Here is a 13,275-nt window from a genome sequence, read left to right on the forward strand (position 1 = left end):
CTCTGGGGTAACGCGTTGTGCGCTTGGGATCGTTGTCCAGCCACGACCATAGCAAAGACGTCAACATACCTGTTGAATAATCCGGACACATGATTGAACATAACCGACGAATTGATGAGTTGGATCAGCCATGATGAAAGTTCAGGAAAACAGTTTCGAACTGCGCATAGCGTTCATATTGCAGAACAAATTCACGCTGGCAGCGTTTTCCGGGTTCATTGACGCACTGAGGCTCGCAGCCGATGATGCCGCCAAAAGCCGACAGATCCGCGTCGGCTGGGAGGTCTATTCACTGGCCGGTGGTGCAGTCCATGCCAGTTGTGGCGTGGCAATTGCCACCTTGCCGATCCCACGTGATGCAGCAGGGTTCGATTATGTTGCTGTCTGTGGCGGTAACAGTTTTGATGATGACAGACCTGCCCCTGCCTTGATGAGTTTTATCCGTTCTGCCCATGCACAAGGTGTCGGACTGCTCGGTATCTGTACGGGGAGTTTCGCTCTGGCACGGGCGGGATTGGTCGCGTCACGTCGCTACTGTATTCACTGGAATGTTCTTGAAGCGTTTAAGAGCCGCTTTCCGCGTGCACAGATATCGCTCGACCGAATTTTCGCAGACGAAGGCGACGTAATAACTTGCGCAGGCTCTACTGCTGCAATCGACCTCGCCCTTTATCTTATCGTTCGACATTGTGGTCGTGAACGCGCCCAGCAGGTGATGCGACACATGATGCTCACATCGATGCGCCCGGCCAGTGTCCCGCAAGCGCACTTTTTCCAGATGCCACCCGATGGAACGGATAGCCGTGTGCGCAAAGCTCTCTACTTCATGGAGCAACAGCTCGATCAACCGCCCAACGGCCCCGCAATAGCACGCTATTGCGCGATCTCAAGCCGCCAGCTGGAAAGATTATTCCGCGCCAATTTGGGGCAGACGATCGGACAAACGTTTCGGAACATGCGGTTGAACTACGGGCGATACCTTCTTTCAGGCGGCTCGCTCTCTGTCATGGAGATAGCGAACATTACCGGCTTTGCCGACACCGCACATTTTTCTCGTGAGTTTCGTCGCGCCTTCGGTGATACGCCTACAAACTACCGGGCCGCTTCGAGCCCGGATCGTGGCTAGCGGTGTTTTTCCAAACCACAACTGCGCGCAGTTTGACACAAAGTGAAGCTCTTGGGAGCGACATCTGCCACCTACGGCGTTTTATGGCCATCGACATCCATTATTGCGGTTGCTCAAGCGATCTGGTCATCAGGACCTCATGAAACCTTTTGTCATGGTCTCGAAAACCATCCGGGATAAAACCGACCTCCGCAAAACCTCTTTTACGATAAAAGCGCCGTGCCGGTTCGTTATCCTCGCGGAGCACCAGCTCGATCTGCGAGATATCCTCTGTCCGAGCGTAAGCCTCGACCGCTTGCAACAGGGCGGACGCAAGACCTGATCCCCGCAAGGATTGCCGCACATAAACCATGACAAGCGTAGCGCGATGACGCATCTTGGCTGGTTGTGATCGTTTCAAGCCCATAAGGCCAACAGGCACGCCCTGGGCGAAGGCTACGAATATCGCGATATCCATCCTTTTCCGCCATTCAACATCCTCAAAAGCGCTCCATTCATCATAGGTACTCGCGAACGAATGAGCGGCACGCTGGAGCGCCTCAAGCCGGATCTGCCTAAATGCATCAAGGTCTTGCAACGATACCTTTCGGATCATCCAACTATCCTTTGGCATAGGTCACCTCTCGGCTTCTGGTCTAGGTACCGCTCCAAGGATCTGGCGTAGCCGCTATCGTTCCCCGCGATAGCTCGTCGCACAAGTGAGCCCAGAATGGATCCCCTGTGAAGAACGATAGATCGCCCGCAGTCAACTCAAGTGGTTGTTGTCCATAGGCCGCGGCAATGGCCAGACCATGTCTGGACTTTTCCGTTTCGCACAGCGGGTCGGCGTGAAGAGGTTTAAGCACCCGGTGCCCCCACATGCTCGCCTGTCGATCGCCTCTGATCGCCGTCAAAAGAGCATGATCATGATCCGGATCTAGCGCCTCTGTGAAGAGTTGGCGCATCAGCGGAAGGTAAATGACCTGTCTGCTGCCGCCGAGCAGGCGGACACCCGGAAGTATCGATGTCACGATTGCCATCATCAGCAGGTTGGGCACCAGTCGCCGCTCCCGCAGAGCTTGAGCGACGTGTTGTGGATCGAAGGGAACGCTGAAGCCCGATCCATTAACACTCACAAGTACATTGCCATCCAGCCGCAGCGGAAAAATCCGTCCTTGGCCAAGTCCCCAGAAAAAGTCAGTCGTGCGCCTGACCCATCCTGCCCATGGGCCATTGTTCAGATGTTCGATTGCGTGCAACAGTTTCTCTGCAACGTTGCCCTGCCCGATGAAACGTCTGGACAACCAGGAATCGTGATCTTCAAAATGTTCCGCCACGAGATCTCCGACATCCCTGTCATCAAACTGAACAAGCTGCAGCAAAGGCGGGAACGTCTGCTGCCAAAGAGCCTTGTTGCCAGCGATTATTGCATCTGCCGCCGTTGGAAATGCCGCACTCGGCAGGGCGTCTTTCAGCAAGGCTGCGGCGCCAGTTTCGGCAACGGGATCGTTGCATTCGAACCTGAAGCTGAAAGAGTTTCCCGTTGCGCACAGGTTGGTCGATCCCATTCGTTTGCGTGAAAGGCCGAAAATATTGGCTGCTCCGGCACCTGTAGCAAGAAAGCCCGGCCCTTTACGTCCTCTTTCGATAAATTTAACGGTCGAGCAGCCAAAATATATGTGCCATCGCCGCCTGTGGGAGCTTAAGCCAAGCGCGCTGAACAGGTGCGTGTAAAATGCGTCTGGATCAATCATCAGGAAGCAGTGTGGTCCGCTTTGAATGACTGGCAGTTCCGCTATTTGTTTTGCGGCATCATTTGCCTGCTCTTGGTCGGCTCCCGACTGAAGCGCGACACAAGCAACAAGTTGCTGTAAACGTCCCATCGCATCGTTGCGAACAGCGCAGCCTCCACGTTCAATCTCACCGTAAACCGCATGCGCGTAGTCGATCAGCGGTCGCGTCCAGAAATCAGAAAGTTCAGGCATCAGTAATGTTAAGGCGCGCCTGACCTGAGACGCGGACACGAGAGCATCGTCACTTCGTCCACCCTTGACTGCCATGTGCGACGCCTCCCATCGACCGGTTAGTTTATCATCGAAGCCGCAGCTGACACTGCACTACGCCACAACAACTCCACGGGAAGCGGGTCATCGACGTCTTCGACGATGACCATGGGAAGCTGCTCGTAATTATACGCGGCCGGAATGGCTGGCTTCACCAGAGAAGATATGAAATCCGTGATCGAGGTCCGGGCATTGGATGAAACAATCGTGTAGAAATTTCCGCTGTTCCAGGTGATGACGCTGTAGCGGAAGTAGGGTTTCAGGGCCGAGATTGAAGTCGCCTGATCAACCTGAAAATCAATCATCCTGTTCAAAACATCCCGTTTTTTTTCGGCGATTTGCTTATTGGAAAAGAACCGTGACTTGAAGTGATCGTCTTTCTGACGTTCACGCTCGACATAGGTCGCTGCGTCCCGGTGCAACAGTTTCTGGACCTGGATCAGAAGACCATCCGGTTTAATTGTTTGCGCGACAAAATGATTTTGATTGATCCGGTCGGAGCCATACATCTGGAAAGTGGTATCTTCGAGCAATACGTCGTATCCCTCACGGAAGTGTGTGAGACGTTTATCTTCCGCATAGCGCTCGCTGGTCAGTTCGAAGAACGGCCCGTGGAAGAAATGCGCGTGATGACTGCCACGTTTTTCAAAAAAACACACACGATTACCATCTGTCGGGCTGCAATTGAGCGTCTTGATCCGTCCATCACCAAGTTTGGCCAGCGAGCGTGTCAGACTGCCGGCACCGGCTCCAAGTGTATAGAAAGTTGCCGGTCGGTTGCTCTTGGCCCAGGCCTTCAGGCAGAAACGGAATATCGCAGCTCCAAGTCGGCATTCCTCTTCAAGGCGATAGGGAATACTGGCAAAATAGTGGTTCTCGAATTTTCCCCACAATCGCCGATGTGTATCGGCAAAGCTCAGGCAGTCGACATCATGAGACAGAAGAGCCGGGTCGTGTAGCGGGGGCCCGAAATCGGGCGCACCTTCCAGACCGCTCGCAGTCCGTTCAAAAAACTCCGTGAAGGCATTGAGCCTTGGCGCGAGGCGCCACCGGTTGATTACCTGCTGATCAACCATAGCATTGTCTCCCTCTTGAGTCCGTTGCACCGAGCGCGCGTAAAAAAACGGACCACCAAATAGCGCTTTAAGGTCTGCGCTCAGGAGACTTCGCATGAGCGAGTGGCGCAATCTGACGATATCAACAGATTGACTGCTTGGCTGGAAGCTTTCGTGAGTGCGGAACCCTTGTTCAAGTTGCACGCCATGATCCGGGCGTAGTCGGTCCCGCCTGAAGGGCGGCCGCTTTGCTGATTTCTCCGATACTCTACATTGTCTTTCTTGGATCACGCCAAGGCGGTTGATCCAAGGTGTGTCATTGCATGACTTAGAGTGGTCAGTCGGCACGGCTGAAGATCGATGAAGAGCGTCGCACGCGAGAGATCGCGGTGCGGCGCACATTCTCCTGTTTGTATGGTTTCCCCCCCTGCAATCGGATCGCTCCGGCGATCAAGGGGCAAGCGCGCTGTGCGCTGTCACTCCGGCAAAAAAAACGGCTTTCACCCTTCGGCCGAACCTTCCGTTTTTTGTTGCCTCCGTGACCCCTGTGACGCCGGACCAATCCGCCAGTGGGCTGGCTTCGCCCTCCCCCCTTTGCCCGGGAATACATACGTATTCCCAATCAAATTTGAGAGGGAGCGCCAACGGGGAAAATAGGAGTGTGCCGTGAGCCCTGAGCCTTCTTTGAAATATGTCGTGGTCGAACATGCGGGTTATCAGGGTGAGCAGGATGTGTTCAGCCATACTGACTTTAACGTGGCTGCGAAGTGGCTGACGGATTGGTATACCGATTTTGAGGTCAAGAACATGCACATCGACATCGCCTGCGATCTGCCCAATGGCGACCGTACCTATGAAATCTAGCCCAACACCAGAAATGGTGCGCTATTCGCTGGCTTGGAGAAATCCACACACGCAGCCACCGGGACCGCGCGTTTTGCATGCCGTACTCGTTACGTGTGGTGAAAAGTGCCCTCAAGAAATCCTCGATCTGTGGTCGCCGGGTTGTGGTTATGCCGTCACGTGGGAACTGGTGACGCAGCGGCCTATGCGGCGCTGGAGCAAGGAAGCGAGAGCAAGGGTGCGTCGTCAGAACCTCGAACGGCGCATGACGGCCAAGTTTCCACTGTTCGCGGTCGTGTTCATCGCGCAGGAGCTGGAGAAGCGCCCACAATATTACGAGGGTGACTACTAACCCGCGTCCTACGTCCCGCCATCAATGACAATCCATCCCGCCTGAACTCTCAAAGGTTCAGTCGCGCCTTTTCCTATGGGTATTTCTATGTCCAGTTCTCATGTGTCCACCATCGTCAAGCTGTTCGAAAAATGCCGGTATAAGCACGATCTTTACACGGTGTTTTCTGACTGGTGCCAGTGCGCGGCGATCTCGTTGAGCAATGCCGTCGATCTGCGCAAGCGCGATGAGCGCGAGAAACAATATCTGGAAGTGGTGCGTCGGTATGACCCTGCAACGCTGCAGGTTTTCCCCGACATCCTGGGCGCGGTTATGAAGGCGCTGGATGAAAAGCCAACGGATATCCTGGGGCAAGTGTTTCATGCGCTGGAGTTGCACAACACCGCCCGAGGTCAGTTTTTTACGCCCTACGCCCTTTGTGAAATGATGGCGAAAATCAATATCGGTTCGGGCGATGATGTTGCGGCCAAGCTGAAGCGCCGAGGCTATATCCGTGCGCAAGAACCGGCCTGCGGTTCAGGTGCGATGGTCATTGCACTTGCCGAGGCTATGAAAGATGTCGGCCATAACTATCAGGAATGTTTGCACGTGACCGCGATTGATATTGATCGTCGTGCTGTCCACATGGCCTATATTCAGTTTTCATTTCTCCATATTCCGGCTGTGATCCTTGAGGGCAACACGCTTTCGCTTGAGTTTCGCGATGAATGGAAAACCCCGGCACATATCCTTGACCAATGGGATGCAAAATTCAGGCTGTGGGATCAAATCGACAAGATGAAAGAGCTTTGTTCGTCGGTTCGTATGCTTACCCCTGTTCCTTCAAGCGAGACTTCTGAATTGCCAACGCAGACTTATGCAGTTGAAAAAACGGGACAAATCCGGTTGTTCTAGTGTTTTTTGTTGTAGATTGGATATCCTTGTGATATAAAGAAGGATATCCAATAAGAGGGTTTTGAGATGGGCCAACTCTATATCAAAGACGAAGCAGTATATGATCTGGCTGTAGCTGTGATGAAGGCTACCAACGCCAAGAGCAAGACGGATGCTGTTCGCCAGGCGCTGCAGCATGAATTGCAGCGGGCGCAACAAACCGTGCCTTTACGGGACCGCGTGCGTGAGCTTCAGGATGCCGTCGCCGCGAAACGTGGGCCAAACCCGAAACCTATTGATTTGAAGAAAATCTCTGACGACTTGTGGGACATGTAATGTATCTGGATGCTTCAGCTATAATCTCGATCCTGGCAAACGAGGACGACAGCGGCTACCTCTTGGCAAAAATCGAGATGACCAATAAGCCGATTATGTACTCGTCGCTTACTGCGTATGAAGCAGTTGTCAGTCTTGCGCGCATATACACGGAAGACAGGATCGGGAGTAATAAGCCCATCCCGAAAGAGTTTTTGGACGATGCGCAGGAAGCTGTTGAACAGTTTCTTTCCCTCATCAATGCGCGTGACATTTCCATCAGTGGAACCACCCACCGCAAGGCGCTGGCGGCAAACCGTGAATACGGGAAGGTCGTTGCCAGCCCTGCCCGATTGAACATGGGCGACTGCTTTGTTTATGCGCTGGCAAAGGAATATCGTTTGCCGCTGCTGTTCAAAGGTGATGACTTTACGAAAACCGATATTGAGCGGGCATAGAGCGAGATAGGGAGGCATTATGTGCGGTCGCTTTACCAACGAAATGACCTGGAGCGAGATCCACGCGCTCTACAGCATTCTGGATAAAGGCCCGCCGCCCTCGAACATGCCGCCACGCTATAATATAGCGCCCACTCAAAACGTTCATTTCGCGCACAACGATAGCGACGGTCATTTGATGGTCGATTATGGCCGCTGGTGGCTGGTGCCTTTCTTCGCAAAGGAACTACCGAAAGCGGCAATGTTCAATGCCAGGATTGAAACCGTCGATACATCAGGTGCGTTTCGGGAGCCGTTCAAATCGAAACGCTGCCTTATTCCTGCAGACGGATATTTCGAGTGGACGACCAGCACCGAGGACGGCAAGAAAGACCCTTGGCTGTTTCAGATGCCAGAGGCAAAAGGTTTTTCGTTTGCGGGCTTGTGGGCGCACAATGACAAATTGAACGTGACGAGCTGCACGATCATCACTGCGCCGGCTACGCCGAAGATAGAAGAAATCCATGATCGTATGCCGGTGATACTTGATCCTGCTGCTTACGACGATTGGCTTGATACGGATATCAAGGGCGATGACGCAAAGGCCCTATTGCGGAGCCACCACCTCAATGACAATCTGGAATTCTATCGCGTCGGCCGCGGTGTAAATTCATCACGCTACGATGGAACCGATACCAAGAAACCGATTGTAAATTCACAATAAGTGATACCGTTACCAGACCGGCGCATTTGGTTGTTTGCGTGCTCAAACATAGGACATATCTCATTCATGAACGATGACGACAAACCGATAACCCTGCCCAAAGCTCATCCGGTTCGTACGTTGGCGCGAACGACAGGTGAAGCAGTGGTTGAATTAATTCCAGGGGCCAATCTTCTCACGAACATCTATGCCGTTACTCACCCGCCCATTGAGCAGAAGGAACGTCAAAGATGGGAAGTGGACATCACGAAACGGAGCAATGCACAGGATGAGCAACTCAAGAGCGTAATAGCTGCCTTCCTGCGAATGACTGCCAATCATCAGCAAGTCGGTAATGCTCAACGACTCTCGTTTCTACGTGGCGGAATGGTTTCCACATTGGAAAAAATTAGTCGTGAGGGCCTTACTCAGGCGAACAAGACCGAACTCGAGGAGAAGCTGGAGTCCACTGCTAGCGGTGTTGAGGAGCTTCTTGACGGGTTGATGGTAGCGTTGCGGAACATGAGTGATGATCCAAAGAACAATGACTTCATCAAAATCTTGTACGAGGAAGTGTTCGGAACTCTCGGTAAAGACGGTATACGCCTTCGGATCGAGCATTTTATAATGCGATCTGAAAGTTATACGGTAGACGATCAAAAACGCATGGCCCTTGAGATTTGTGATAATATTGATCAGTTTAATGCCGGTCTTATGAGATTAAGTAGCTATGCAACAGCATCGGCCACAATTTAAGTGTGAGACCAACTTCGGATCGTTTCTCCGATGAACTCACCGTAACGAAGAAACCGATTGTAAATTCGCAGTGAGGTCTTTGGTGAACTGGCGTGCGACGATTGAATATCTGGCCGAGAGTGGTCCAGTCGATGTTGAATACTTCTTTGACGATATAGTCGAACTACCCGACATTATTGAGCGCGGTCCACATTATCACTCGATAATTAAATGCACTGTCGTTCCGGTGCTCACCGGTCGAAGGCTTACGGTTGAAGCTGCTACAGAACTGTAGAGTGCCGCACCAAAAGGTTTCTTGCCGAATTAGCGTATTTTCGTGTAGGCGTTCGCTAACCGCACCGAAATTTCAAGGCTGGATGTTTCACCGCGCCGGCGCAATGCGGTCGGAGATTAATCGTTCATGCTTGGCTTGCGTTCCGCTTTGTTTAACGTTCTTTTTTATGCCAATTTGATTGCCAGAATGATTGTGCTTACGCCAATCTACTTCATTCTGCCGCGCAAAATTGCCTATGAAATTCCGAAGAACTGGGCCCGGTCTAATCACTGGCTGATGAAAACCATCGTTGGCACCACCTTTGAAATCGAGGGTCTGGAAAACATTCCAACGACCGGCTGCATATTTGCGCCGAAGCATCAGTCCTTCTGGGACACCTACGCGCTGCTGCCAAGCCTCAATGATCCAGTCTACATTCTGAAGCGTGAATTAATGTGGATTCCGCTATTCGGCTGGTATGCCGCGAAGCAGCGCATGATCCCGGTAAACCGTGCCGCGCGTGGCAAAGTTATGCTGAAGGTAATGGAGCGCGCGAAAGAGGAAATGGCAAACGGCCGTGAGCTGATCATCTATCCGGAAGGCACTCGCCTACCACCTGGTGCAGAGCCTCAGTATCGCAACGGAATTGCCCGCCTCTACCGCGACCTAAATGTTCCGGTCGTTCCCGTTGCTATGCACCCGGGCCTATTCTGGCCCCGTCGTTCCACGATGCGTTATCCAGGTCATTTCAAGGTTCGTATTCTGCCGCCGATTGAACCGGGCCTTGATCCGGATCTATTTTTCAAGAAGTTGATCGAGGTCACTGAGCGGGCAAGCGACGAATTGCTGATAGAAACCGCGACCAACAATCCAGACCTGCCCTTGCCGCCAAGTGCGATTAAACGGCTTGCGGAAATTAGGGCGACCAAAATCTGATTAATCTGTTGGGTACTCGTCTATGTCGAAGCCTATTTTTTGGGCGTAGGAGTAGGCTTCCTTTTTTTCCCGCTGAGGTAAGTTGAATGTCCGTTTTCTGGATGGTTGACCACCTTTCAGGAAAGTCTTTCCATTATTAGTCCCTTGGCCATCATGTTGGTAAGATTCAAAATCGATGAGATTGGAACGAACTTCTAGCTGATTTGCTTTCCGAGCAATGGTTGCAGTCTTATCCTCAACAAACAAAATACGCTGGCCGCCATCTCTAGGTGGTGTGACATCGACCAGTGTCCCATCTTCCTTCTTCCAGACACTGTGAAAATCACCCATAACCGCACCGGTCTTCGTGTGGATCCACAAGGCCCAACCGTGGATCCGGTCGCCGCCATGAGCTTTTGCAACGTGCTTTGCATTGATGTGGCATTGGACGGCTTCATAAGGGTGCCCCGGCTTGAAATCGAGCCGCTCATAACGAACAAAAACTGGAGTGGCTAAGCTATAGGTTTGTAATAATTTGCCGACTTGGAAGGTGTCGGGTTGAATCCATTCAGACATTGTATTTTTTCATTCCGGTGGAATTGATTGCACGATAGATTGTCATTCTTGACACATTCAACTCACGCGCGATAGCGGATTTGGTCATTCCTTCCGCGAAGCGGCGCCGAATATCATTATCATCGATCTGCTTCTTTCGGCCCTTGTAGGTACCAAGCGTTTTAGCGGCCTCTATACCCGCTCTCTGCCGATCTTTGATAAACTGGAGCTCCATGTCGGCTACCATGCCCAGGATCGTAATCACCATTTTGCCCATTGAACCGTTCGTTGAAATTTCAGGTTCGAGCACGCGTAGCGATGCACCTTTCTCTTCCAACTCGTGAGCGAGGTTGAGAACGTCGCGAGTAGATCTGCCAAGCCGATCCAGGCGGACAACAATCAGTTCGTCGCCGGCGTGCAGAAAATCCATAATCGTTTCCAGCTCAGAGCGCCCTTTGCGGGTCGACCCCGATCCGGTTTCGGATCGAATGATTTCGCAGCCTGCCTGCTTCAGCCGTTCGTTTTGAATGGCTAAATCCTGATCGTGTGTGCTGACGCGTGCGTAACCAATGCGAGCCATGGCGATTCCGTAACATTAGGGTGGTTTGCATTATGTAACGTCACTTTTGAGAAAATACCACGCTTATGTGACGTTCTTACAGTGTCACATCTATATGTAACGTTGAGGTATACCCATATGTACTATGGAGTTTAGACCATAACTTCCTGCCGTATCGGCCAGAGGGCGGGGCATAGTGGGTATGCTGATATTGACGTCAGCGAGGTCGTGCCCAGTATGGCCGCAGTAGGTGGCATGGTAGCGTGAGGAACCAAACGAGCGCCATCGCGCTATCCGATGTTAAACAACGAACATCACCCGACCACAGAGGCATGATGAGTACGAACCCGATGGAACGGAATAAGCACATCACCGGTGCTGAAGAATTTGCTTTGAGTGATTACGAAGATTTCTTTGAGAACGGTGCGCTGCCCCTCCATCTGGTCGGCGCCGACGGAACAATCCTGCGTGCAAATCAGGCGGAGTTGGATTTACTTGGCTACTCTGTTGAGGAGTATATCGGCCGACCAATCTCGACCTTCCACGCTGATGCTGAAACGATCACTGAGATACTTCGTCGCTTGTCTGCTGGAGAAAAGTTAAAACGGTTCCCAGCGAGGCTACGGGCAAAGGATGGTTCCATCAAAACACGTGGAGATCACCTCCAGCGTTAAATTTCGAGATGGCAAATTCCGCAATACGCGTTGCTTCACGACTGATGTTACTGAAGTTGTAGAAATGAGACGACAGCTTGTGCGCAAGGAGCAGGAGATGCACCAGCTCATGGAAGCCCTCCCCGCCGCTGTCTACACCACCGACAAAAACGGCAAGATCACATATTTCAACCGGGCAGCAGTCGAATTTTCAGGCAAGGAGCCAGTGATCGGTGAGGATGAATGGTGCGTTACCTTTCGCTTGTTCACCGCCGACGGGCAGCCCCTTCCCCACAATGAATGCCCGATGGCAATCGCGCTAAGAGAGAAACGCCCAGTTCGCGGGGTTGAGGCGATAGCCCAGCGTCCAAATGGCACGATGGTGCCGTTCCTGCCATTCCCGACCCCGATGTTGGACGAGGACGGTGAGCTCTTGGGCGCAGTCAACATGCTTGTGGACATCAGTGACAGGAAATCCGCCGAAACAAATCAGAAAGTTTTCCTCGACGAACTCAATCATCGAGTCAAAAATAATATGGCCATGCTCTATGGGCTGATCCGCTCGGCCGCCCGAGAAAGCAAAAGCGTGGAAGCGACACGTGTACTGGGGGACGCAGCTCAGCGCGTCGGCGCGATGGCAGCAGCTCAGCAAAGTCTGTATTCGGAGACTGATCGCAGCAGTGTGAATGCCGCGGATTTTATAAAAGCCGTGTGCGACAGCGCTACTCAAGCCTTTTCAAAGGACGTAGATCTGCATGTCGAGGTCACCGCTGAAGCACTGCCCAACGATATTACTATGCCGCTTGCTCTGGTGGTGAACGAACTTCTGACCAATGCGGCAAAACACGGATGTGACCACGAAGGCAAGTGCGTTATCTGGGTGTCCTTGGAGCGCGAGGAAACTGAGCTCGTCCTTACCGTACGCGACGAGGGACCCGGCTTCAGCATTGAAAACACCGGTCGCCGCTCCTCTGGGATCTGCCTTTTGTCGGGTTTGGTGCGGCAGCTGCGAGGGTCATTCTCAGTTGCTCCCGGGCCCGGGGCTCGTTGCATGGTTCGCTTTACCGCACCATAATGACAAGAAGAATAAAACTATGACCTCAGGAAGTTCAAGTTCGTCCGACCAGATGCAAGCTCGTATCTTGATCGTTGAGGATGACTTTCTTATCGCGCTCGAACTCGAAAATCGGCTGATCGATGCGGGGTTCGAAGTTACCGGCATTGCAATTACAGCGACAGAAGCGATTTCGATGGCCGAAAGGGAAAGGCCGACCTTTGCCATAATGGATATCCGGCTTGCAGACAGGAGTGACGGCGTTGAGGCCGCAATCGAATTGTTCACTGCGTTTGGCATCCGATCAATCTTCGCTTCGGCACACGCCGATGCCAAAACACAGGAACGCGCTGCTTTGGCTTTGCCGATCGGCTGGTTGCAAAAACCTTATTCTGAAGAAGCTCTGACACGCCTTATCAATGACTACCTACAGCCCTAGTGCGTTCCAGTGCGCCGGGAAACAAAGGTCCTGCAAAACCCAGCTATTGTGAACCCTCATTGCGCCAAGCTTATACGCCGCCATACTAACGCGAATGGGTCACATTGATGCCCGGAGGCAGGACAACAATATCGCCGCTTCCGAGTGAGGTGCCCGCCACTGGTTTGACTCCAGCGATTCCTTCAAACGAAGAAAGATCGACAGGACAACTAGAACCGCCGTTGATAGGGACTCCGACTGCCAGTCCTGCAACGATTTGAACCAAAACTGCACACTGCCGAGATGATACGACAACGAGACAGTAGTATGTCCGTCAGTTGCCGCGTCGGCATTGATGGGCGCGGA

General features: G+C 52.5%; 16 protein-coding genes and 2 pseudogenes. 12 read left to right on the plus strand and 6 right to left on the minus strand.

Annotation, left to right across the window (positions count from 1 at the left end; translation table 11 throughout):
* The first annotated feature begins 130 nt into the window (after positions 1-130).
* Positions 131-1,126: a GlxA family transcriptional regulator gene (locus HGO37_RS19355; protein WP_250984752.1), complete on the plus strand. Its 996-nt coding sequence runs from the start codon at positions 131-133 to the stop codon at positions 1,124-1,126.
* Positions 1,127-1,226: 100 nt separating this feature from the next.
* Here HGO37_RS19355 and HGO37_RS19360 read toward each other — a convergent pair whose 3' ends face one another.
* From HGO37_RS19360 to HGO37_RS19370, 3 genes are read right to left on the minus strand one after another with little or no spacing between them, the layout of a single operon-like run.
* Entirely contained in the window at positions 1,227-1,721 is a 495-nt protein-coding gene (locus tag HGO37_RS19360; protein WP_250984753.1) for a GNAT family N-acetyltransferase, read from the minus strand.
* A 40-nt stretch (positions 1,722-1,761) separates the two neighbouring features.
* Positions 1,762-3,165 (minus strand): hypothetical protein, encoded by a 1,404-nt coding sequence (locus HGO37_RS19365; protein ID WP_250984754.1) that lies wholly within the window; start codon positions 3,163-3,165, stop codon positions 1,762-1,764.
* Positions 3,166-3,188: 23 nt separating this feature from the next.
* Positions 3,189-4,244, minus strand: coding sequence for a class I SAM-dependent methyltransferase (locus HGO37_RS19370; protein ID WP_250984882.1), 1,056 nt, complete (start codon positions 4,242-4,244; stop codon positions 3,189-3,191).
* A 645-nt stretch (positions 4,245-4,889) separates the two neighbouring features.
* Between HGO37_RS19370 and HGO37_RS19375 the strand changes: the two genes are divergently transcribed.
* The 8 genes from HGO37_RS19375 to HGO37_RS19410 all read left to right on the plus strand — a co-directional run bounded on the left by HGO37_RS19375 (position 4,890) and on the right by HGO37_RS19410 (position 9,691).
* Positions 4,890-5,087 (plus strand): hypothetical protein, encoded by a 198-nt coding sequence (locus tag HGO37_RS19375; protein WP_250984755.1) that lies wholly within the window; start codon positions 4,890-4,892, stop codon positions 5,085-5,087.
* Entirely contained in the window at positions 5,077-5,418 is a 342-nt protein-coding gene (locus HGO37_RS19380) for a hypothetical protein (RefSeq protein WP_250984756.1), read from the plus strand. The genes HGO37_RS19375 and HGO37_RS19380 overlap by 11 nt, the downstream gene beginning before the upstream one ends.
* Positions 5,419-5,520: 102 nt before the next feature.
* The gene (locus HGO37_RS19385; protein ID WP_250984757.1) at positions 5,521-6,312 is read left to right on the plus strand and encodes an N-6 DNA methylase; all 792 of its coding nucleotides are present in this window, start codon (positions 5,521-5,523) and stop codon (positions 6,310-6,312) included.
* Positions 6,313-6,378: 66 nt separating this feature from the next.
* Positions 6,379-6,627: a type II toxin-antitoxin system VapB family antitoxin gene (locus HGO37_RS19390; RefSeq protein ID WP_250984758.1), complete on the plus strand. Its 249-nt coding sequence runs from the start codon at positions 6,379-6,381 to the stop codon at positions 6,625-6,627.
* Complete coding sequence (locus HGO37_RS19395; protein ID WP_250984759.1) at positions 6,627-7,064, plus strand: type II toxin-antitoxin system VapC family toxin; 438 nt, start codon at positions 6,627-6,629, stop codon at positions 7,062-7,064. The genes HGO37_RS19390 and HGO37_RS19395 overlap by 1 nt, the downstream gene beginning before the upstream one ends.
* A gap of 19 nt (positions 7,065-7,083) precedes the next feature.
* A complete protein-coding gene (locus HGO37_RS19400) occupies positions 7,084-7,767 on the plus strand; it encodes an SOS response-associated peptidase (protein ID WP_250984760.1) in 684 nt (227 codons plus the stop codon).
* Positions 7,768-7,833: 66 nt separating this feature from the next.
* Entirely contained in the window at positions 7,834-8,502 is a 669-nt protein-coding gene (locus HGO37_RS19405; RefSeq protein ID WP_250984761.1) for a hypothetical protein, read from the plus strand.
* A 400-nt stretch (positions 8,503-8,902) separates the two neighbouring features.
* The gene (locus HGO37_RS19410) at positions 8,903-9,691 is read left to right on the plus strand and encodes a lysophospholipid acyltransferase family protein (RefSeq protein WP_250984762.1); all 789 of its coding nucleotides are present in this window, start codon (positions 8,903-8,905) and stop codon (positions 9,689-9,691) included.
* Here the strand turns inward: HGO37_RS19410 and HGO37_RS19415 are convergent, their stop codons facing one another.
* Positions 9,692-10,246 carry a hypothetical protein gene (locus HGO37_RS19415; protein WP_250984763.1) on the minus strand — a complete coding sequence of 185 codons (555 nt, stop codon included), beginning with the start codon at positions 10,244-10,246 and terminating at the stop codon, positions 9,692-9,694.
* Entirely contained in the window at positions 10,239-10,805 is a 567-nt protein-coding gene (locus HGO37_RS19420; protein WP_250984764.1) for a recombinase family protein, read from the minus strand. The genes HGO37_RS19415 and HGO37_RS19420 overlap by 8 nt, the downstream gene beginning before the upstream one ends.
* Positions 10,806-11,134: 329 nt before the next feature.
* On the opposite strand from HGO37_RS19420, the pseudogene HGO37_RS19430 reads away from it, so the two are divergent.
* The 3 genes and pseudogenes from HGO37_RS19430 to HGO37_RS19435 form a co-directional block, all read left to right on the plus strand.
* Positions 11,135-12,119 (plus strand): annotated as a pseudogene (locus tag HGO37_RS19430) (PAS domain S-box protein); the annotation flags it as partial.
* 147 nt (positions 12,120-12,266) lie between these two features.
* A pseudogene (locus HGO37_RS26640) lies at positions 12,267-12,512 on the plus strand (ATP-binding protein); the annotation flags it as partial.
* 19 nt (positions 12,513-12,531) lie between these two features.
* A complete protein-coding gene (locus HGO37_RS19435) occupies positions 12,532-12,930 on the plus strand; it encodes a response regulator (RefSeq protein ID WP_250984767.1) in 399 nt (132 codons plus the stop codon).
* A gap of 99 nt (positions 12,931-13,029) precedes the next feature.
* On the opposite strand, the gene HGO37_RS19440 is transcribed toward HGO37_RS19435, so the two are convergent.
* Positions 13,030-13,266: a DUF6766 family protein gene (locus HGO37_RS19440; protein ID WP_352230589.1), complete on the minus strand. Its 237-nt coding sequence runs from the start codon at positions 13,264-13,266 to the stop codon at positions 13,030-13,032.
* Positions 13,267-13,275: the final 9 nt, after the last annotated feature.

It is taken from the genome of Rhizobium sp. CG4 (assembly GCF_023701965.1).
Classification (GTDB): Bacteria; Pseudomonadota; Alphaproteobacteria; order Rhizobiales; family Rhizobiaceae; genus Agrobacterium.